The sequence below is a fragment of the Spongiibacter tropicus DSM 19543 genome (assembly GCF_000420325.1).
In the GTDB taxonomy this organism is placed as follows: Bacteria; Pseudomonadota; Gammaproteobacteria; order Pseudomonadales; family Spongiibacteraceae; genus Spongiibacter; species Spongiibacter tropicus.
The window spans coordinates 1,335,941-1,356,727 of the sequence record NZ_ATUS01000001.1 but is presented as its reverse complement, the minus strand read 5'-3'; the positions used below and the strand labels follow the sequence as shown (position 1 = coordinate 1,356,727).

General features: G+C 50.1%; 24 protein-coding genes. 15 read left to right on the top strand and 9 right to left on the bottom strand.

Annotation, left to right across the window (positions count from 1 at the left end):
* The first annotated feature begins 7 nt into the window (after positions 1-7).
* The 8 genes from paaG to paaI all read left to right on the top strand — a co-directional run bounded on the left by paaG (position 8) and on the right by paaI (position 6,274).
* On the top strand, positions 8-799 hold the full coding sequence (paaG, locus tag G411_RS0106380) for a 2-(1,2-epoxy-1,2-dihydrophenyl)acetyl-CoA isomerase PaaG (RefSeq protein ID WP_022958348.1): 792 nt from the start codon (positions 8-10) through the stop codon (positions 797-799).
* Between the two features lie 64 nt (positions 800-863).
* A complete protein-coding gene (gene pcaF / locus G411_RS0106375; RefSeq protein ID WP_022958347.1) occupies positions 864-2,081 on the top strand; it encodes a 3-oxoadipyl-CoA thiolase in 1,218 nt (405 codons plus the stop codon).
* Positions 2,082-2,093: 12 nt separating this feature from the next.
* The gene (paaA, locus tag G411_RS0106370) at positions 2,094-3,065 is read left to right on the top strand and encodes a 1,2-phenylacetyl-CoA epoxidase subunit PaaA (RefSeq protein ID WP_022958346.1); all 972 of its coding nucleotides are present in this window, start codon (positions 2,094-2,096) and stop codon (positions 3,063-3,065) included.
* 12 nt (positions 3,066-3,077) lie between these two features.
* Positions 3,078-3,365, top strand: a complete 288-nt coding sequence (gene paaB, locus G411_RS0106365) for a 1,2-phenylacetyl-CoA epoxidase subunit PaaB (RefSeq protein WP_022958345.1) — start codon at positions 3,078-3,080, stop codon at positions 3,363-3,365.
* An 8-nt stretch (positions 3,366-3,373) separates the two neighbouring features.
* A complete protein-coding gene (gene paaC / locus G411_RS0106360; protein ID WP_022958344.1) occupies positions 3,374-4,138 on the top strand; it encodes a 1,2-phenylacetyl-CoA epoxidase subunit PaaC in 765 nt (254 codons plus the stop codon).
* Positions 4,139-4,156: 18 nt separating this feature from the next.
* Entirely contained in the window at positions 4,157-4,678 is a 522-nt protein-coding gene (gene paaD / locus G411_RS0106355) for a 1,2-phenylacetyl-CoA epoxidase subunit PaaD (protein ID WP_022958343.1), read from the top strand.
* A gap of 27 nt (positions 4,679-4,705) precedes the next feature.
* On the top strand, positions 4,706-5,797 hold the full coding sequence (locus G411_RS0106350; RefSeq protein ID WP_022958342.1) for a 2Fe-2S iron-sulfur cluster-binding protein: 1,092 nt from the start codon (positions 4,706-4,708) through the stop codon (positions 5,795-5,797).
* Positions 5,798-5,836: 39 nt separating this feature from the next.
* Positions 5,837-6,274 carry a hydroxyphenylacetyl-CoA thioesterase PaaI gene (gene paaI, locus G411_RS0106345; RefSeq protein WP_022958341.1) on the top strand — a complete coding sequence of 146 codons (438 nt, stop codon included), beginning with the start codon at positions 5,837-5,839 and terminating at the stop codon, positions 6,272-6,274.
* 22 nt (positions 6,275-6,296) lie between these two features.
* Here paaI and G411_RS0106340 read toward each other — a convergent pair whose 3' ends face one another.
* The 8 genes from G411_RS0106340 to G411_RS0106310 all read right to left on the bottom strand — a co-directional run bounded on the left by G411_RS0106340 (position 6,297) and on the right by G411_RS0106310 (position 12,607).
* Positions 6,297-7,286, bottom strand: a complete 990-nt coding sequence (locus G411_RS0106340) for an AraC family transcriptional regulator (RefSeq protein WP_022958340.1) — start codon at positions 7,284-7,286, stop codon at positions 6,297-6,299.
* Positions 7,287-7,368: 82 nt separating this feature from the next.
* Positions 7,369-7,995: a class I SAM-dependent methyltransferase gene (locus G411_RS0106335; protein ID WP_028968206.1), complete on the bottom strand. Its 627-nt coding sequence runs from the start codon at positions 7,993-7,995 to the stop codon at positions 7,369-7,371.
* A 59-nt stretch (positions 7,996-8,054) separates the two neighbouring features.
* Positions 8,055-10,196 carry a PQQ-dependent dehydrogenase, methanol/ethanol family gene (locus G411_RS0106330; protein ID WP_022958337.1) on the bottom strand — a complete coding sequence of 714 codons (2,142 nt, stop codon included), beginning with the start codon at positions 10,194-10,196 and terminating at the stop codon, positions 8,055-8,057.
* Positions 10,197-10,208: 12 nt separating this feature from the next.
* Positions 10,209-10,370, bottom strand: a complete 162-nt coding sequence (locus tag G411_RS21815; protein WP_084495339.1) for a rubredoxin — start codon at positions 10,368-10,370, stop codon at positions 10,209-10,211.
* Positions 10,371-10,373: 3 nt separating this feature from the next.
* Positions 10,374-10,544, bottom strand: a complete 171-nt coding sequence (locus G411_RS0106325; RefSeq protein ID WP_022958336.1) for a rubredoxin — start codon at positions 10,542-10,544, stop codon at positions 10,374-10,376.
* Positions 10,544-11,713 carry an alkane 1-monooxygenase gene (locus tag G411_RS0106320; protein ID WP_022958335.1) on the bottom strand — a complete coding sequence of 390 codons (1,170 nt, stop codon included), beginning with the start codon at positions 11,711-11,713 and terminating at the stop codon, positions 10,544-10,546. The genes G411_RS0106325 and G411_RS0106320 overlap by 1 nt, the downstream gene beginning before the upstream one ends.
* Positions 11,714-11,918: 205 nt before the next feature.
* The gene (gene tatA, locus G411_RS19630) at positions 11,919-12,104 is read right to left on the bottom strand and encodes a twin-arginine translocase TatA/TatE family subunit (protein ID WP_022958334.1); all 186 of its coding nucleotides are present in this window, start codon (positions 12,102-12,104) and stop codon (positions 11,919-11,921) included.
* 83 nt (positions 12,105-12,187) lie between these two features.
* Positions 12,188-12,607 (bottom strand): hypothetical protein, encoded by a 420-nt coding sequence (locus G411_RS0106310; protein WP_022958333.1) that lies wholly within the window; start codon positions 12,605-12,607, stop codon positions 12,188-12,190.
* Positions 12,608-12,834: 227 nt separating this feature from the next.
* On the opposite strand from G411_RS0106310, the gene G411_RS0106305 reads away from it, so the two are divergent.
* Both G411_RS0106305 and G411_RS19625 read left to right on the top strand, forming a co-directional pair.
* A complete protein-coding gene (locus tag G411_RS0106305; RefSeq protein ID WP_022958332.1) occupies positions 12,835-13,248 on the top strand; it encodes an Rrf2 family transcriptional regulator in 414 nt (137 codons plus the stop codon).
* Between the two features lie 96 nt (positions 13,249-13,344).
* The gene (locus tag G411_RS19625; RefSeq protein ID WP_022958331.1) at positions 13,345-14,025 is read left to right on the top strand and encodes a nuclear transport factor 2 family protein; all 681 of its coding nucleotides are present in this window, start codon (positions 13,345-13,347) and stop codon (positions 14,023-14,025) included.
* Between the two features lie 3 nt (positions 14,026-14,028).
* On the opposite strand, the gene G411_RS0106295 is transcribed toward G411_RS19625, so the two are convergent.
* Positions 14,029-15,206 (bottom strand): IS3 family transposase gene (locus G411_RS0106295; protein ID WP_157581155.1). Its coding sequence is split into 2 segments (ribosomal slippage): positions 14,029-14,948 and positions 14,948-15,206, totalling 1,179 coding nucleotides; the frame shifts between segments, so codons are not numbered across the junction.
* 273 nt (positions 15,207-15,479) lie between these two features.
* On the opposite strand from G411_RS0106295, the gene paaK reads away from it, so the two are divergent.
* The 5 genes from paaK to styC all read left to right on the top strand — a co-directional run bounded on the left by paaK (position 15,480) and on the right by styC (position 20,716).
* On the top strand, positions 15,480-16,790 hold the full coding sequence (paaK, locus tag G411_RS0106285; protein WP_022958328.1) for a phenylacetate--CoA ligase PaaK: 1,311 nt from the start codon (positions 15,480-15,482) through the stop codon (positions 16,788-16,790).
* 10 nt (positions 16,791-16,800) lie between these two features.
* On the top strand, positions 16,801-17,985 hold the full coding sequence (locus tag G411_RS0106280) for a thiolase family protein (protein ID WP_084495337.1): 1,185 nt from the start codon (positions 16,801-16,803) through the stop codon (positions 17,983-17,985).
* 1 nt (position 17,986) lies between these two features.
* Positions 17,987-18,301 (top strand): EthD family reductase, encoded by a 315-nt coding sequence (locus G411_RS0106275; protein WP_022958326.1) that lies wholly within the window; start codon positions 17,987-17,989, stop codon positions 18,299-18,301.
* A gap of 122 nt (positions 18,302-18,423) precedes the next feature.
* Positions 18,424-19,905, top strand: a complete 1,482-nt coding sequence (locus G411_RS0106270) for an aldehyde dehydrogenase family protein (protein WP_022958325.1) — start codon at positions 18,424-18,426, stop codon at positions 19,903-19,905.
* A 328-nt stretch (positions 19,906-20,233) separates the two neighbouring features.
* Positions 20,234-20,716: a styrene-oxide isomerase StyC gene (styC, locus tag G411_RS0106265; protein WP_022958324.1), complete on the top strand. Its 483-nt coding sequence runs from the start codon at positions 20,234-20,236 to the stop codon at positions 20,714-20,716.
* Positions 20,717-20,787: the final 71 nt, after the last annotated feature.

The window sequence follows — 20,787 nt, the reverse complement described above, 5'->3', positions numbered from 1 at the left end:
GAAGACGATGGACTATAAAAATATTCGATTCGTGGTTGAGGCCGGTACTGCCTTCATTACGCTAAATCGTCCTGAGGCACTGAACAGTTTTACTGTGGAAATGCATTTGGAGTTTAGGGATGCGTTGACGCGTTGCGCCGATGACCAATCGATACGCTGTGTGTTGCTAACCGGCGAAGGCCGCGGTTTTTGTGCAGGACAGGATTTGAACGACCGAGCGGTCGCGCCGGGTGAGGCTTCTCCCGACCTAGGGGATTCGGTAGAGAAGTACTACAACCCCGTTGTCAGGATGATTACCAGTATGGAAAAACCGGTGATCTGTGCAGTGAATGGTGTTGCTGCCGGTGCGGGTGCCAATATCGCGTTGGCCTGCGACATCGTGATTGCCGCGAGATCTGCTAGCTTCATCGAGTCGTTCTGCAAGCTGGGTTTGATCCCGGATTCCGGTGGTACCTGGCATTTACCACGTCTTCTAGGTATGGCGCGCGCCAAAGCGGTGGCGATGCTCGGCCCAAAAATTTCGGCAGAGCAGGCAAAAGAATGGGGCATGATTTGGGACGTTATTGATGACGATCAACTCGTTGAGCAGTCTCGTGAGATGGCGACCACTCTTGCTGCACAGCCGACGAAGGGCTTTGCTTTTACTAAGCAAGCCTTGTATGCGTCGGCCACAAATACACTGGATGAGCAGCTCGAGTTGGAAAAAGAGTTGATGCGCGCAGCGGGACAAACACAAGACTACAAGGCAGGGGTCGACGCATTTATGAATAAGCGCACCCCTGAATTTGTCGGTCGCTAGTTTTTAGAATGCGAGTTTTGCTCGCGCCGCGTCAATAAGACAAGAAGATGAACGGAGATAATCAATGGAGCCGCTAGTCGCTTATATCTGCGATGCCCAGCGCACGGCGATCGGTCGATATGCCGGTACGCTTGCCGAGGTTCGCGCCGATGATTTGGGCGCCGTGCCTATGAAGGCACTTATGGAACGAAATCCCTCTGTCGACTGGGAAAAAGTCGACGATGTATTTTACGGCTGCGCAAACCAGGCTGGTGAGGACAATCGCAACGTTGCGCGAATGAGTGCCCTGCTGGCGGGGCTGCCTGCGAGCGTGCCGGGTATGACGATAAACCGGCTTTGTGGATCGGGGCTTGATGCCGTTGGAACGGCAGCGCGCGCTATTCGTGCCGGTGAGATTAATCTGGCGATTGCCGGGGGGGTTGAATCCATGTCCCGCGCGCCATTTGTTATGCCGAAAGCCGGATCGGCGTTTGATCGTCGAGCGGAAGTCTACGACACCACCATTGGTTGGCGTTTTGTTAACAAGTCCATTAAAGCGCAGTACGGCATAGACTCCATGCCTGAGACCGCAGAAAACGTGGCCGCCACGTTTAATATCAGTCGAGAGGACCAGGACGCATTTGCAGTACGCTCCCACGCCAAAGCCCATGCAGCGCAAACCTCGGGTCGTTTCGACATTGAAGTGACGCCAGTCACTATTCCAAAGCGTAAGAGTGATCCGGTGGTTTTTGACAAGGATGAGCATATCCGCCCCGGGACAACCTACGAGAAATTATCAGGATTGCCGACCCCGTTTCGGGAGAGTGGCAGTGTGACCGCTGGTAATGCGTCTGGTGTTAACGATGGCGCTTGCGCGCTGTTGATCGCCTCCACTGATGGAGTAAAGCAGCATGGTCTGCAGCCAAAAGCCAAGATCTTGGGTATGGCTTCCAGTGGTCTTGAACCCGCGATAATGGGGTTTGGCCCTTATGAAGCTTCGAAGAAGGTACTGGAGCTGGTGGGCCTGAGTATCAATGATATGGACGTGATCGAGTTGAATGAGGCTTTTGCGTCCCAGGGGCTTGCGGTTATCCGGGCCCTCGGGTTGAAGGACGACGATCCGCGTATTAATCCCAATGGCGGAGCCATCGCGCTCGGCCATCCTCTCGGGATGAGCGGCGCACGGTTGGTGACTACCGCCATGTATGAATTGATTGAAAAAAAGCAGCGTTATGCGCTGTGCACTATGTGTATCGGGGTAGGCCAGGGCATTGCGCTGGTTATTGAACGTGTTTCTGACTAAGAGGAATGAGCCATGAGTTTATCAACGAATGAAATGAATCGTTCTGCCGATGAAAAGACGCTGGAAGCCGAATTTCAACGCCGCATAGATAACGAAGAAAAAATCGAGCCTAAAGACTGGATGCCGCAGGCATACCGCAAAAATCTGATTCGCCAGATCTCACAGCACGCACACTCTGAAGTGATTGGCATGCAGCCCGAGGGTAACTGGATTACCCGTGCGCCAAGTTTGCATCGGAAAGCGGTATTGCTGGCCAAGGTTCAGGATGAAGCCGGTCATGGCCTGTATCTGTATAGCGCTGCTGAAACCTTGGGTATTTCAAGGGAAGAGCTGATTGATGCACTGCATACCGGGGCTGCCAAGTATGCCTCTATTTTTAACTATCCGTCGTTATCTTGGGCAGATATGGGCGCAATTGGCTGGCTGGTTGATGGTGCTGCCATCGTAAATCAGGTTTCGCTGCAACGGACCTCCTATGGTCCCTACGCCCGAGGCATGGTGCGTATCTGTAAAGAGGAAAGTTTCCATCAGCGTCAGGGCTACCACATTCTGATGACCCTGATGGAGGGCGACGAGCGTCAGCGCAAGATGGCTCAGGATTCGGTGAATCGCTTCTGGTGGCCATCGCTGATGATGTTCGGCCCCCACGATTCGGATTCCCAGCACTCTGGTCAGTCTATGACTTGGAAAATTAAACGGCAGTCCAACGACGAGTTGCGTCAGAAGTTTGTAGATCAAAGTGTAGAGCAAGCAGAAGCGATTGGCTTGACGCTGCCAGACCCGGATCTGCGCTGGAATGAGGAGCGTGGGCATTACGATTTCGGCGAAATCGACTGGGAGGAGTTTTATTCAGTCATCGCCGGAAACGGACACTGTAACCGCGACCGTGTTGCACATCATCGCCGCGCCCATGACGAGGGCGCCTGGGTTCGCGAAGCGCTCGATGCCTACGAAAGTAAAAGATCTGCAGCCCGCACTGCTTGAGGAATAGAAACCATGTCTCAATCCAATATGAAGTTGTATGAAGTGTTCGTTCGCGGCCGTCGCGGTCTCGATCACAAGCATGTCGGTAGTCTGCACGCTGAAGATGCCGAGCAGGCCTTGGAATACGCGCGTGATGTCTATACCCGTCGCGGGGAAGGTATCAGCATCTGGGTGGTTAATTCGTCGGACATTTGTGCTTCTCAGGAAAGCGACTGCGATAGCTTTTATGACCCGCTGGATGACAAGCCATATCGCCATGCGACGCATTACCAGCTTCCCGATAAAGTTAACAATATGTGAGCCCGCGTATGACTACTGATAACCAACAAGATCTTGCGGCTTATGCCATCCGGCTTGGCGATGACTCCGTTATTCACGGCCATCGTCTGAGCGAGTGGTGCAGTAACGGCCCTTTCCTCGAGGAAGATCTGGCTATGACCAATGTGGCTCTGGACTATATCGGTCGCGCACGTAACTTCCTGACCTACGCGGCAGAATTGACGGGTGAAGGTGTTACTGAAGACACACTGGCTTACGACCGAGACTGTCTGGACTACACCAACCTGCTGATCTATGAATTACCGCGAGGCGACTTCGCCTTCACCACCGCAAGACAGTATTTGCTGGATGAATTCGAACTGCTGTTCCTGACGGCACTGACGCAGTCCGCTGATGAAACACTAGCGGCAATTGCCGAAAAGTCACTGAAAGAAACTCTCTACCACCTGCGTCGTAGCAAAGAATGGATGTTGCGCCTGGGGAATGGAACTGAGGAGAGCAGGGCGCGGCTGCAAACTGCGCTGGAACAGTTGATTGGCTACACGCCCGAACTGTTTGAAATGGACGCGCTGGAAAAGGAGCTGGCTGAGAAGGGTGTTGCTGTAGACAGAGCGAGTCTTGAACAGGGTTGGCGTTCAGCCTGTGATGCCACCTTTGCCGAGGCCGGCGTGACCTTACCGGATGTGGCCTGGCGCGTAAAAGGCGGGCGTACAGGTTTTCACACGGAGCACTTGGGACACCTCTTGTCGGAAATGCAGTTTGTTCAGCGTGCGTACCCGGGTTGTACCTGGTAACTGACGAGGATCCGGTTTGTGAGTGAAAACAACCTTATCCCGATTCTGCCGCAGGAAGAGTTTGAGCGCCGTGAGCGTCGACATTCTTCAGTAGTGCCGGAGATATGGAACCTGCTCGACAGTGTCAAGGATCCCGAGGTGCCGGTAATCAGTATCTGGGAGCTGGGCGTGCTTCAGGATGTGCTGGTAACAGACGGAGCGGTAACCGTATCCATCACGCCGACGTATTCCGGATGCCCTGCCATTAACGCTATGGCGGAGGATATTGAGCTCTGCCTGAAAAATGCAGGCTATGAACGGGTTGAGGTCTTGCGTCAACTTCACCCGGCCTGGTCGACCAGCTGGATGTCTGTTGAGGCAAAGCGAAAGCTGGCGGATTACGGTATAGCGCCGTCGCAAAAAGATGATGAAGGTATTGCTTGTCCGCACTGTGGTTCCTTCGATATCAAACTGGTAAGCCACTTTGGCTCCACCGCGTGTAAGGCACTCTATCAGTGCCGAAGCTGTAGTGAGCCGTTTGACTATTTTAAGAATCTGTAACGATTAAGATAAGAGAGAATCGGGATAATGAGTACGAGAGGATTCCAGCCGCTGACCATTTCCAGTGTGCAGAAAGAAACGGATTCGGCCGTTGTGATTGGCTTTAATGTCGAAGCGCAACAAGCTGAACTGTACAAATATCGGCCGGGCCAGTACCTCACCCTGCGGGCCAATATCGACGGTGAGTCGGTACAACGTTCCTATTCGATCTGCTCTGGTATCAACGATGCTGCCATGACGATCGCGGTAAAACGTGTCGAGGGTGGTAAGTTCTCTAATTTTGCGAATGACGCTCTAGTCGCAGGAGCACAGATTGAGGTTATGCCGCCACAGGGCAACTTCTGCGCTGATATCAGTCAGGGGAATAGGAAGAACTATCTGTTTATTGCGTCCGGTAGTGGTATTACTCCGATTCTATCCAATATCAAGTCGATCCTAGATGTTGAGAGCAATAGCCGGTTAACACTGATCTACGGCAACAAGCGCACGACGTCGATCATGTTTCGCGACGCACTCAGCTTTCTTAAAAACCAGTATCTGACGCGTTTTCAGTGGATCAATATTCTCAGCCGTGAAGACCAGGGCGTCGATCTTCTCAACGGACGTATCGATAACGCCAAAGGGCGCGCTCTCGGTACACAGTTAATCGACTTGAAATCCTATGATGAGTATTACATTTGTGGCCCTGAGTCGATGATCTCTGAGGTATCAAGGGGCCTGCGTGGACTGGGTATTGAAGAGAACAGTATACGCTATGAGCTATTTGGGGCCTCTGCCGACGATGCCAGTGCCGTAATTGAGAAACACCATGCTCGCGCTAACGCTTACGCTGGAAAGACCAGCGAGGTCACGGTTATTTTTGATGGTCGTGGAAGTTCCTTCGATCTCGCCGCCGATGGCGAAAATATCCTAGATGCCGGCATGAGTCACGGTATGGATCTACCGTATAGCTGTAAAGGCGGCGTTTGCTCTACCTGCAAGGCTCTGTTGGTTGAAGGCGAGGTGGATCAGGATATTACTCATGGCCTCGAAGAAAGTGATCTTAAACGTGGCTATATACTGACTTGTCAGGCGCACCCGATTTCCGAGAAGGTCGTCGTCAACTTTGATGAGAAGTAAGTCGATCACCAAAATAGCGGCTAGGTGGGAGAACTATTCATGGCAGTAGAAAGCCTCACTGCTCAGGAGCTCGCGGAGCGCTGTGCGGAGGTCTTGATGCAAAGAGATGACGCCAGCCGCCACCTGCAGATGAATGTCGAATCGGTGTCGCCCGGCACCGCTACAATCACGATGTCAGTGCAGGATTACATGATCCAGGGACATGGCAGTTGTCACGGTGGATACATTTTTTCGCTTGCGGATACCGCATTTGCCTTTGCATGCAACACATACAATAAAGTGACTGTAGCGCAGGGATGTAGTATCGAATATGTTAAACCCGGTAAGCTTGGCGATACCTTGAGGGCAAGTTGCTGTGAAGTCTCCCGTGGCCGTCGAACCGGGGTCTATGATGTCTGCGTGGAAAATCAAGAGGGACTGATTATCGCAGTGATGCGAGGTAAGTCTTATCAGCTTGGGACGGCGTTGCTGTCCTGAAAGTCTTCTATAAAGGGTAGGCTCAAAGCCTTCCAGACAGGGTTTTGGACGGAGTTTCCCCAAATGATTCACAGTAGAGTTTGCTGAAATTGCCGAAATGAAAAAAGCCGCAACTCATGGCGATATCTGAAACTTTGACCCGAATATTCTGGTTTCTAGAAAAAACCAGCAGTTCCCGCGCCCGACGCAAACGCCATTTACGTAGGTACAGCATAGGGGTGGTGTGCTCGTACTGTTCGAAGCCTTTCTGTAGACTTCTTGCACTTACACCAACTGCGTTAGCGATATCCAACACTGTCAGCTTGCGGGTGTAATTTTCTTCAATAAATTCTTTGGCCCTGATGACCACCCGAGGTCTAACCCCGTACTTAGCGTTGAGGATTGCTTCGCTATAACTGTTTCCTTGTGAGAGTAGAGATAACGCAAGCACTTGTTCAATTTTTTCGAACAGTTCGGGATTTTTCGCCATGTCATTTGCGTAGGGGTTGTTAATCAGAAAATTTCCCAGTGCTTCCGAAAATTCAGACAGTGAGGCGAGTCCGGTTGTTGATGAGTTGAATTCAACCGCGTTTTTAGCTTCTATGCCATAACTCTGATAAAGTGTTTCATCGAGCAGTCGTCGGTTAACTTTGTATATCAGGTTACTACAGTCCTCAGACCAACGCATATCGATGTGTTTGTCGGCATCGAGGATGATCGGTTTGCTTGGGGAGGCAACTCCTTCGATGAAGTTTTGTTTTACATTGAAATGGCCACTACTTGGCAGCATGACCAGATAAAAATCTTTAAACGGCTCGGAGTCTATTTGGATTTCAGCATTGTAGAGTAGGCGGCTCAGGGAAGTGTCGCGAACGTCGCGGTGTTTCATCTGTGCGCGTAGTTGGTCTCTGGGGTGGCATAGCTTCAGATCATGGGGCTGGTACAACGCGCTGACTCGCTCACAAGCATCGTCAGGATCGGAGCTGTTTTCGAAGACCGATTGTAAAACCTCGTCAATATTATTATTCATCATAGTCGACTTGCATACGTCGCTACCAGAATCCTGATACTACACCCCGCCGCAAGTTATTGTCTAGAAACGGCGGGCGTATGTATCAATCGATCTGTTTTTCTGCTTCACCGATATACATATAACCGGTGATTTTCGGAAAGCTCTCCATATAGCAGTTATCGAGCTCGGTAATGGTGAATCCACTTGACGAAATCATTTCGCTGATCGATCGGTTCAGATGACAGCCGCCGGCTAGTTTCTTCCACATTGGTGTAATCCTGTGTTGCCATTTTGAGACCGGTTCATGACACGAATGGCCATGTTCACAAAACAGCAGTTTCCCTTCGTGTTTAAGCACACGATGCATTTGTTCAAGGGCGCTTTGCCAGTCGGATATAGTGCAAAGGGTATAGGTCAGCAATACTGTATCGACGCTCTCGTCGTCGAGTGGAATTTTCTCCCCTGGCAGATCCAGCCATTTTACTTCGACTGGTGACTTGGCCAAGTTGGGCAGGGCTTTTTTGCGCATTCCCTCTGCTGGTTCAAGTCCCCAGACGAAATCAACGATATCAGGGTTGTAAAGCGGCAAATTGATGCCACTACCCATACCGACTTCGAGAACCACTCCGCGTGCACGTGGTACAACACGTTCACGTTGGCTCATCACTGCCCCGTGGCTACAGAGGGTATCTAGAATATGAGGAAGGATTTTATTATCGTAAAAACTCATCTGGAACCTCGGGAAACGCTGTTATTATTTACTGACGAGGGACAACGTTCACTATTGGATTAACGATACGGCCGGCTGGTATCGCCAACCTCGTGTGCATAGCGAATTCGATCAAGAATAAACTGGCGAATATTTTCCGCATCCCCGGCATCCAGTTCAGATTTGAATGACACCATGCCGCGGCTTTCGAGTATGCCGCCTAGAACTACCGAAGCCCAGGCTTCTTCCGATTGGGTAATGCCTGAAAAGCGAAGGTCCGGCACAACTCCACCACCTACACCACCACCTCCGTGGCAGACGACGCAGTAGCGGTCGTATGTCTCAAAACCCTTGTGTGCGGCATCTTTGTCGATCTGTGTTGTGACTGGAGCCATCTGTAGGGCCACGCGATCATCGACAGGTAACTTTGCACTAGCACCGAGTTTGAAGACAAGTAGTCGACTGATGTTACGTGGATATTGCTGAGCGGCATCCTTTGTCAGCTCACCAGTCATCAATGGCATAATACCACCCCAGCCAGCATTGACCGCAATATATTGTTCGCCATCAATTTTGTATGTCACCGGTGGTGCCACGACGCCGGTTTGCGCATTGAAACGCCACAACCTTTCACCATTGTCGGCGCGGTAGGCGTTTACGTAACCAGTCGCCGATCCCTGAAAAATGATTTCACCCGCAGTGGCTAGCACACCGCCGTTCCAGACGCCGGGATATCCGACCTTCCATAAATCCTTTCCAGTTCTTAGGTCTCTTGCGAGTAGTGCCCCGCTGGTTGCATCTTTAACTGCCTGGATAACTTTTGGGTCATCGGGCAGGTTCGCAGCCTTTGTGTCGACACCGAGGTTTACTGCCAGTTTTGACGGTGTTTGTTCATCTTCAGCAAGGTAGGGAAATGCTGATGTTTGGGTGGGGATATAGATGACATTGTTGTTGGGGTTAAAGGCCATCGGGTGCCAATTGTGTCCTCCCATCCATGACGGCATGACCAGAGCCGGCTTCCCAGTCTTCCAATATTCGGCTTCCGGATTTACTACCGGTCGGCCGGTTGTCATATCGACATGCGAGGCCCAGGTGACGTCTACAAAGGGTTTAGCTGATAGCAACTTGCCGTTAATGCGGTCGAGGATGTAAAGAAAGCCGTTCTTTGGAGCCTGGATGGCGACTTTACGCATCGTGCCATCGAATTCCATATCAGCAAGGACGATCGGTTGCGTTGCGGTGTAGTCCCAAGCTTCCCCTGGTGTAGTCTGATAGTGCCAATTGTAGTTGCCGGTGTCGGCGTTCACCGACACGATAGAGGAAAGGAATAGATTATCGCCGCCGCCAGGTGAGCGAATATTCGGATTCCAGGGAGACCCATTGCCGACACCGAAGATAATACTGTTGGTGTCAGGGTCGTAAACGATGCTGTCCCAGACTGTACCACCTTTCTCCAGATCGCTGCCCTGTGCCGACCAGGTTTTGGCCATCAACGCCTCTGGCTCAACGCCAGAATCTAAGTTTTTGGAGCTGGGGACGGTATAAAAGCGCCACACAAGTTTACCGCTATTTATATCATAGGCTGAGATATAGCCTCGAACCCCGTATTCTGCTCCGCCATTACCGATATAAACTTTTCCCCTGGCCACGCGAGGAGCACCAGTGATTGTGTAGTTGAGTGTGTTTTTGAAGGTGCGGGTTTCCCATAATGGAATACCAGATTTGGCATCCAGGGCGATCAGGCGGCCATCGAGGGTAGCCTGAATAACGCGGCCTTTGTCGTAGGCCAGGCCGCGGGTGACTGAATCGCAGCAGCCTTTAATTCCTTGTTTTTTCGGAACCTTCGGGTCGTACTGCCAGAGTATTTCACCGGTTTTGGCATTCAATGCATGAACATGGTTCCATGCTGAGGTCGTATACATCACTCCATTGATAATCAGAGGCGTTGCTTCCTGGCCGCGATTTTCAGGAAGGTCGATATACCAGGCAAGCCCAAGTTCAGAGATATTTTTAGCGTTGATATCGGTAAGTTCAGAAAAGCGTTGTTCGTAGCGGTTGTTCCCGTGCATCGGCCAGTCGGTATTCGCTGTGCTCTTCTGCGGTGTGGCGTCTATGCCATTGCTAATATATTTGTTGAACCCGTTCGAGCAGGCACTCAGGGTTAAAACCGCCGCAGCGGTTAGGAGTGGAAAAAGTGATATTCCAAGTTTATTGTTTTTCATTGTAATGATCTTTCATTCAAGTAGTTCAAAGTCGGTTTTGGGGCAGCTGCATTCAAAGCATGTCCAGTCGTCCGGTATGTCCTCCCATTTTGTGCCTGGGGGGATTCCGTCCTCAGGAAGACCAAGTGCTTCGTCATAAATAAACCCACACACGATGCATTCGTATTTGGCCATTCTTCATTGGTCCTCGACTTTTTCGAAATCTATTTTGTCTCTAACAGAGCAGTCGGGGCAGGACCAGTCGTCGGGAACCACTTGCCATTGAGTACCCGCAGGAAAGCCTTCGAATTCATCGCCTTTATCTTCGTCATATGTATAGCCACAACCGGGGCAGCGATAACTAGCCATTAGGATGCTCTCCCATATTTCGCAATGAGTGCATCGCGGTGTTTGGGGTCGAGGTTAGCTTTGAGAATGTCTCCGCCATAGACCTCGAGTACTTTTGGATCCATGACTTTGCGCCAGATCGGTGTGAAGTAAGCCATGGTGAAACAGCCAGCGTAACCAGTGGGAAGTTCGGGGGCGTCGTCGCTGCGCAATACCTGGTAACGGCGGGTTGGTCGGGAGTGGTGGTCTGAGTGGCGCTGGAGGTGATAGGTTACGAGGTTGGAAACTCGAAAATCAGCGTTCCATGAGTGCTCAGGGCGTGTGCGCTCAAAGCGACCGTCTTCTTGTTTCTGGCGCAGTAGACCGTAGTGTTCGATATAGTTGGACGTGGATAGAAACTGCCAGCCCCACAAAGTTGATATGACCATAAAAGGAATAACAACAGTGCCCCATAGTGTCAGTGCAGCTCCATAGAGAACAAAGGTAATCGCGAATGACTGTAGGATCTGGTTTTCGGCACTGATTACGGATTTACCCTTTCGCTCGAGTCGTACCTTTTCATCATGAAAGGCTCTGACAAAAGCACCAGGAATTTCTCGAAGAACAAAGCGGTACAATGACTCTCCCATCCTTGCAGATGCGGGATCATCAGGGGTAGCGACATCTTTGTGGTGGCCGCGATTGTGTTCAGCAGAGAAATGCCCGTAAGCGGGTACTGCCAGAACCCATTTGGCTAGGTTCTTTTCCAGGCGATTGTTCTTGTGTCCCAACTCATGTCCAACTACCAGTGCCAGTCCATTGGTCAAGGCAACACCGATCGTCATACCAAGGTAGTCGGATACGGAGACAGCTTGGGTTGACACCCACCAAGCACCATACATCCAAGTTACAAAAAACAGGGGGACCGACAGGAAAACCAACCATTTGTAGTAGTTGTCATTCTCTAGCTCGTCGGCACGCTGTGCACTATAGTTTTTGTCGTCTCTACCAAACAAAAAGTCACCTAGAGGGACAAATAAATACCATAGAATCGGTGTAAACCAGGCATAGATGGCGTTTCCGGTGGTTTTATAAAATTCGATTCCAACAATGGGGGAGATCGCAATAAAAAGCGGAAGCCACCAAAAGTATCGTTTTTTGTCTCGGGTAGCCAAATTTCGTGTTTTTTGGCGATTCATTACTTCACTCATTTATACCACCTTTTTATTGGTAACTTGGGTTTCGAGTCGGCCGTTAAGCCGTTACTGGTAAATGATATTAATGAGAAGGAAAGGGGGCTATCAGTTTTGCGAAGGTAATGTCAGGATTGCGAATATTTGTTGTTTCGCCATGGAATTTTATCTATGCGCGGTTGGATATATTTCGGTATTTGGGCAAGGGTTTGGTGCGCGTGGATTATTCTTTGTCATGCGGTGATAGAGTTTGTGTTTCATCGTTTTTGTTGCTTAGGCTGTTTTTGAAGCCCGCTATTGCGCCACCAAGATCAGAGCCAATGTTTCTCAGTCTTTTTGTACCAAATAGCATGGCTACAATAGTCAGTATGATAAGAAGCTGCCAAATACTAATTCCACTTAGTCCCATTTCAGTCTCCCAGCTTGAGGTGATGGAGAAGTGACAAACAGGCACTTCTCCATTCGGTTAATGTTTCAGCTATGTGAGTTACTTTACTGATTAGGCAGTAAATCCATTGGTAGTCCAATTAAGCTCAGCTCCTGGCCGGGAAGCAAAAAGCTTACATCGAGTAACGACGAAGGCGCTGTTGTGACAATCTGGTCTATTGCCAGAAGGTCCGCCGGTGGGTTGAGGAGCAGCGGTAGCACGATTTGTGTGCCAATGGGTACGAGTTCGCCAACGAGCGGACCGACTAATGGTAAGTCGTTGGATAGAGGAATTAATGATCCAAGCAGTTGGCTATTCAATGCTGCTCCTTGCTGAAGGATTGCATCCAGTCCGGGAGCTGCAGGAATCACTGCAGTGACGTCGTTCAGGGTTGTGATCAAAGCGGATATTTGGGTGTGGCCAATATTCGCACTTAGAAGCAAAGTAAGGCCAAGGCCGTAAGCCTTAATTTTTTTTATAGTCATAACTTCTCCCTATGTTCATTACAAATTTTGCATATAAAGCAGCCTTTTGCGGGGCGCGTTTATCGAATCAATCGCGCATCAAAGCTGGCGCGCCCATATATGTAACACATTAAGAAAGTTACGACAAATTAATGTAACAAGAATTTTGAGTCGGAATTGATTTTGGTGGTTGACATCTCTATAAATGTAACTATATTTGTTACTTATTGGATGATTGAGGTGCTCACTTGAACAACACACGATTTTCTGTGGCTGTGCATGTTCTGTCGGTGTTATGTGTCAGCGATGGAGAGCCCGTCACATCGTCAGTGCTCGCCGCCAGTGTTGGCACTAACCCGGTGGTCATTCGCAAGCTGTTGGTGATGTTGTCGAAAGCGTCACTGGTTTCCGTTGACAGGGGAAAAGCCGGTGGGGCGAGACTGGCGCGTCCGGCGAGTGAAATAAGTCTGGCTGATGTGCTTGACGCCGTTGTCACTTCTAATGAAATGACAAAAATGCACAGCCATCCTAACCCGGCTTGCCCTGTCGGTAAGAGTATTGCGAGCGTGTTGGACGCCATTTTTTCGGATGGCTTTGAGGCCTACCGTTCGGTGATGAAGCAACACTCTATAGCGAGTTTGGCGGTTTCAATTTCAAAGTAGGGAGGTTAAAGGGAAAAAAATTTACCTATAAATGTAACATTTAAAGATACATATATTGTGTCGTGAACTACCTATCGGAATAGAGGAGTGGGTGATATGAGAACTCATCGGGAAACGTTGATCGTTAACTTGCTGAAGTCCATTGAGAGCAAGGATGTTGAGGGTTTTTCGGCTATCAGTCAGAGCCAGTACAGGCAACATAACCTACATGTAGCTGATGGAAGACAGGGCTTTTTGGATTTTGTTTTTTCGACGCCTGACGGTATGCCCAAAGTCAGCACCAAGCGTGTATTCGAGGATGGGGAGTACGTAGTCGCCCATAGCGAGTTAGTGGCGGATCAGACTCTGGCTGTCTTCGATATTTTTAAGTTTGATGGAGAGCGCATTGTCGAGCATTGGGATGCTGCTCAGCCGATGTTGGAGCCGAATCCGAGCGGTAGAACGTTGCTTGATGGTCAGGAAGATATTGGCGATGCGGGTGTGTCCCTGGCTGATAGCAAAAAAGTGGCAAGAACATTTGTAGAAAATGTACTAATGAGCGGGAATCTGTCAGTTGCTGAGGAATATGTCGGGCCAGAGTACCTTCAGCATCACCCGCTGGTAAGAGATGGTTTGGATGGGCTTCGTGAGGCCTTTGCTGATTGGATGTCTTCGGGGGTGGAGGTCTGTTACGAAAATATCCATTTTGTCCTTGGTAAAGGTGATTTTGTTCTTGTAGTTACGGAGGGAAGGTTTAACGGAGCTCCCGTGGCATTTTATGACATGTTTAGGATGTAGTGGTCAAGTAAAACTGGCCACGGGTTTATAAGTTTTCCAGTACATACTTTCTGCCACATTTGGCGGCAGGTCATCGTTGTGTCGATGCGGCCTGATTCCGCTGTAGTAGCCAATCACATAATCCGTGATCGACTGCTTCGCTTCAGCAAAAGAGCGGTATCCCGTTTCCGGTACCCACTCGGTTTTCAGGCTGCGGAAGAACCGTTCCATTGGTGCATTATCCCAGCAGTTACCCCGTCGACTCATGCTCTGCTTTATCTGGTAGCGCCACAAGTGTTGCCGGAAGCGCAGGCTGGTGTATTGAACGCCTTGATCTGAATGGAACAACAAGCCATTAGGCCTTCCTCTCGATTCGTAAGCCATCAGTAACGCCTTACTGGTTAGCTCGCTGTCAGCCTTTAGCGACAACGCCCAGCCAACCGGTTTCCGAGCGTATAGATCCAGCACTACCGCCAGATAAGCCCATCGTTGGCCTGTCCAGATGTAGGTAATATCACCACACCAAACCTGGTTGGGTTTACCCACAGCGAACTGCCGATCCAGTGTGTTGGGAATGGCCACATGCAGCTTCTCAGCCCGTTTATAAGCGTGTTTGGGCAGCTGATTACTCACCAGCCCCAACTCTTTCATCAAACCACCCGCCACATATCGCGTTAGCTTTTCGCCTCGCTGGTTGACGATAGAGGCAACCGTTCTGGCACCTGCGGAGCCACCACTCAACTGGTGTGCGGCACGTACCATCAACTTCAGCTTGCGACGGTAGGGGCTATCGCCTTCTGGGCGACTACGCCAGTATTTGTAACTGCTACGCTGAATATCGAATGTCTGGCACAGCAGCTTTACGGGATAGCTCTCTTGAAGCCGCTGAATTATCGAATATTTTTCAGCTCGTCTGACATCAAGAGAGCCATACCCTTTTTTAAAATGTCTTTCTCTGTTTCAAGGCGCTTAACTTGCCGCTCGAGCTCCCGAATACGACGCTGTTCTGAGGTCATAGGAGAGGCATCGTAGCTGCCACCAGAACGTTCTTGCTTGAGTTGGCGAACCCATTTGTCCATCGTGGACTTGCCCACGTTCATGGCTTCGGCGGCGTCTTTCACTGAATAGTCCTGGTCAACGACGAGCTGTGCGGATTCGAGCCGAAACTCGGGGCTGAAGGTCGGGCGTGATGGTCTGGTCATTGGGTCACCTGTAATCGAATGAGGTGATGCTATCACCTCTAATTAGGTGGCCAAATTCACTATGCCACTACAGCCCAAAGAGCAGTGGCAAAATGACAATGGGAAGTTCTAGATTTATTGGCTACGCAGATCTATTCGTGCTGAAGGATGAATGACAGGATGTCATTCATTTTTTGTGTCATGCTTTTGCACACAATGCCTCCAGCGCTGCACATTATGTGACGCTTATGCATCGGGAATCGGGCAAAGTTCCTCGAAAATGGAGGAATAAAAATGCCTACCCTATCCAATAGTTCCAAGCCCGAGTTGGAACCGATCGAGATGGCTAGTAGAGAAGAAATTTCGGCTCTTCAGCTAGAACGACTTAAAAATACATTAGAAAATGCCTATAAGAACGTACCGTTCTACAAGAAGAAGTTTGACGAAGCCGGCGTCACTCCTAATGATCTTAACTCTTTGTCAGATCTGAATAAATTCCCATTTTTGGGGAAGCAGGATCTACGAGACAATTATCCATTTGGCCTGTTCGCTGTTCCGCGAGAAAAGGTGGTCAGAATCCATGCGTCTAGCGGGACGACGGGTAAGCCCACAGTTGTCGGTTATACCCATGCGGATATTGATAACTGGGCGAATTTGGTTGCCAGAAGTATCAGAGCGGCGGGTGGGCGTCCGGGAGATATTCTCCATAATGCCTATGGTTACGGTCTGTTTACTGGCGGGATGGGCGCTCACTATGGCGCAGAGCGTCTCGGGTGCACAGTGGTTCCAATGTCTGGTGGGCAGACTGAAAAGCAGGTGCAGCTGATTCAGGACTTTAAGCCCCGCATCATCATGGTTACCCCTTCTTATATGCTGAACCTGATAGAAGAGTTTGAGCGGCAGGGTATCGACCCTAGGTCAACGAGCTTGGAGATCGGCATCTTTGGCGCAGAGCCATGGACAAATGCGATGCGGGAAGAAATTGAAGAGCGAGCGGGTATCGACGCTGTAGATATCTATGGTCTTTCTGAAGTCATGGGGCCGGGCGTTGCAAGCGAATGCGTCGAAAGTAAGGACGGGCCGGTGATCTGGGAAGATCATTTTCTTCCTGAAATCATTGACCCTGTGACGGGAGAGGTCTTGCCAGATGGGGAAGAAGGGGAGTTGGTGTTCACATCCCTGACGAAGGAGGCCTTTCCCGTTATACGCTATCGAACTCGCGATTTGACCAAGTTGCTGCCGCCTACTTCTCGGGGCATGAGACGCATCGGCAAGATTACTGGTCGCTCGGATGACATGCTTATCATACGTGGCGTCAATGTGTTTCCCACTCAGATAGAAGAGTTGCTGCTAAAGGTCTCGGAGTTGGCGCCGATTTACTTCATCGAAGTTTCTAAAGACGGAAATCTAGATGTTGTAACGGTCTCGGTTGAGCTTAATCCGGAGTATCAGGAGCTGGGAGCGCAAGCTAGAGAAGAGATCGTCAGTCGGCTCAAGCATCTGGTTAAGACCTATGTGGGGATATCTATCAAGGTGAAGCTGGTCGAGGGTGAAGGCTTAGCGCGCTCAGAAGGGAAGGCAAAACGCGTCAAGGACTATCGGTAGTAATAATGATATGAGCTCTGCATTCATATGTGGAGCCGTGCGTACACCTTTTGCCATCCGAAATAGCTACCTTGAGCGATACTCGACTGCTCAGCTTGCATCATTGCCGTTGGCGGATATGGTCAAAAGGAATCCAAAGCTTGACTGGCGTCGAGTGGATCGTCTGTATGTGGGCTCCAATAATAAAAATTTATGCACGTTAGAGGGCGCAAAGAAGTTTGTCGACGTTTGCGTTGACAAGACCTCAATCGAGCGCAATGTAAGCGTAACGCCGTTAGGTTGGTTGCACTGTACGGGTATGGCTGCCATCGAACGGGCAGCCGGCGACATAGGTACTGGCGCGTCAAATCTTTCAGTGGTTATCGGTGTGAGCTCCAGTTCTAAGGCGAGCGGGCCTGCCACTAATGCCGATTACAGCGGCTCAGAAGGGGAATTCAAGTTCACGAGGCTGTCTGAGAAGGCTGCGCGCAGATCAATGTTGGCGAAAAACTACGCCATATCAAATGAAAATATTAACTCGTATATCGTAGCCGCTTACGGACGGACGATGGCTGCGCGTCAACGGGGATTCTTTGATCGTGAGTGTATGCTGATTAGCAATGATCAGAAGCTGGGTGGAGGCTATTTTAGTGAAGATGAGCTTGATGGCTTGCGACTGCGTGAGCATGGCCGCAAGTTTGTCGACAGTTTGGTTGATATCCATCCGTCATTGCATGAGGGGTTCGCGCCGACGGTTGATGGCTCGTGTTGCCTGCTGGTGGCGTCTATGTCCGGTGTGGAAGAATTGGGTTTGCGAGCGCGAGCGAGGGTTCTGGCCCACGCCGTAGTAGAAAGCCCACTGGCGGCTGATTCGCCTTATTGTATCCCGGCTATCAGAAAAGTATTTGCCGAAACCGGTCTCAGGCCCAAGGACCTTGATGTGATCGAGGTTGGAGAGGTTTGTGCGGTGGAGGCGATAAGCGTAATGAAGGACCTGGGCGTTCCATTGGGACTGGCGAAGCTAAATGGTAGCGGGGGCGACCTAGCCATTGGTGAGGCAACGGGAGCCTCATCCGCTAGGCTGGTCGTCACTGCGATAAACAGTATGCAATCAAAAAATCTTCGATACGCTTTGTGCGCTGCGTCTTCAAACAGTGGACATGGTATTGCGATTATCCTGGAAAACACACAATTCCTTAATAAGACAGAGAGATAAAATGATAAAGGTAAGTATCAGCTACTTCAGATCTGACGATGGTTGCTTTGATCATGACTACTACTTGTCAACGCATATTCCGATGGTGAAAGAGGTTCTTGGGGATGTCTGTGTGCGTTGCGAGATTGATAAAGGCATGTTCGGAGCGAAGTCGGAACAGCAGGCTGAAGTTGTCGCTGCGGTCCAATTATACGTTACCAGTGTCGATGATTTTAACGAAAGGTTTTCTGTGGCACAGAAGGCAATTATTCGGGATATAAAGAATTACACGAATATTATGCCAAGCATGCAGTTTAGCGAGGTTGTTAGCCTGTAAGGTCGGGCAGGCAATTGCACAAAATGTCACTGTCTCTGCACATGTCGGTACGTTGTGTCACTCAAATTCGGGTGAAATGCTGAAAAGACGAGATATCGCGAATAAAAAGCGGAGATTACATAGTGACGAAATTACAGTCAGAAGCTGGCCTGTTGCCTACAGAAATGTTCCATTTTATCAATGGGATAGAGGTCGAGTCCTCAGATGGTGCACGGGGGGAGTTGATAAACCCCGTCGATGAAACCGTGTTGGCAAGCTACTCATTTGGAGGTGTTGCCGAGGTTGATGCCGCGGTGTCTGCGGCGAGATCTGAGTTCGATAATGGGGTTTGGTCCAGTCTTAGCGGCTATCAGCGCGGATGCCTGATAAACAAGCTGGCAGACCTCGTGGAGCGCGATGCTGACTTGATCGCAGATATGGATGCCGTTTGTATTGGTCGGGTTCCCATGGAGCCGCGAATCCTGGATCTGCCCAATGCTATCCAAACCATCCGGACCTCGGCAGGTTGGGCTGACAAGATCGAGGGGCGGACAATTCCCACTCCGGGTTATCTTGGTCGGGCTACATTGTCTTATACGGTAAATGAGCCAGTGGGCGTGGTGGCCGCGATTACGCCCTGGAATACACCTTTCATGATCACATGCTGGAAAGTCGCTCCTTTATTGGCTGCCGGGTGTACTGTGGTGATCAAGCCTTCAGAAGAAACCCCGATGTCGGCGTTACATTTGGCTAAGCTTGCTAAGGAAGCCGGAATTCCCGATGGCGTGGTCAATGTCGTCACGGGGTCTGGCTCAGTCATTGGCAATGCCCTCGTGCGTCACCCTAGTGTAGACAAGATCACGTTTACAGGTAGTCCGGCTGTGGGTCAACATATTCAGACTGAAGCCGCAAAAGACTTCAAGCGAGTATCTTTAGAGCTTGGCGGAAAAAGCCCGCAAGTTGTATTTTCTGATGCAGATCAGGATGAGGCGCTGGCTGGATGCGCGATGGGGATCTTTTTTAATCAGGGGCAAATATGTGCAGCAGGGTCTAGAATACTAGTGCAGCGAGATATCGCCGATGAGTTTGCGCAGAAGCTTGCTGACGTGGCCAGCAATATTGTCGTTGGTAACCCCCAGGAGGAAGGCGTCCAAATGGGGCCTGTGTGCAAAAAAGCACAGCTGGATAGAGTTAACTACTATATCCGCGAGGGCGTCGCGGCAGGGGCGTCACTGCTGGCGGGTGGTGAGTGTCCGTACGAGAAGGGTTGGTTTGTTCGTCCAACAGTTTTTGCTGCGGCCACCAATGACATGGCTATCGCGCAACAAGAAATTTTCGGCCCAGTGGCTACCGTCATTCCCTTTGATGACGAACAGGATGCTGTAGAAATTGCCAATGGGACGGTATACGGGTTAGGCGCTACCGTTTGGACCTCTGATGTAAAGCGTGCTCATCGAATGGCTAAGAAAATTAAGGCTGGAGCAGTAGGGGTTAACTGTTGGGCTCCCATTGATGCGAGGCTGCCGTGGGGCGGCGTTAAGCAGAGTGGCAGTGGTCGTGAGTGCGGCTTATCTGGAGTAATGGCTTACACTGAAGAAAAGGTTATTACCGTCGTTACCGATTAAGGGCTTCTTGCCGCGAGTTGTGCTTCCCCCAGTAGCATTTCTTGCGGCTTTTTTATCAGTACGTTGAGTATGGGTAGATCGGTAACGGTCTGCTTAATCGAGAAAAGGATAGGGAGGTGCCGAAGGTAAGTGATACAAAAAAAAGTATTTACAAGGAAAAATTGATATGTATTATATAGTCTTATTATTGCACAAAATGTCAGTGCTATGCGCAAGTGTGCTTCCAGAAGTGTGAGGCATGTTTGAAGGGAGTACAGCTGGTTACATGATTTTGCGAAATGCCCTCGCAGCACAAGCATAAATTTAAAAAATAGTGGGGAGGCAAGTAATGCCAGATTCATTTCAGAAAAAAATGCTGGGACATGGAGTTCTCATGATCTTCTCGGCATTGTTGTTTGGCGTGTTTTATTGGATGAGCTTACTGGGAGGGTTCGAAATCATTCCTGGTTATATCATTCATTTCGATATGCCGGGGACGCCCGAAGGATGGAAGCGGGCTCATTCCGGGCCAGTACTAAATGGCATGATGGTTATAGCCGTCGCGTTGGTGATGCCTCATCTGGATTTTACCGCCAAGAAAGCGAAGTTGCTGGGTTGGATCGTGCTTCTGGATGGTTGGGGAAATGTCGCGTTCTATTTCTTTGGAAACCTGAGTGATAACCGAGCGCTAAGCTTTGGCGACAGTTCTCTTGGCGAAGGTGGTTTGTTCAGCTTCTTGGGGCTAGCGCCAGCCTACTTATTTGGTGTGCTGGCGCTTTGGGCGCTGGCCGTTATCGGTCTTGCGGCCTTGAAGCAGGCAAGAGAGAGCTGAAATATTGTTACGATATCGCGGGAGCTTTGCTCCCCCGATATGTCTATTCTAAGTAAAAGTGACCGAAGAAT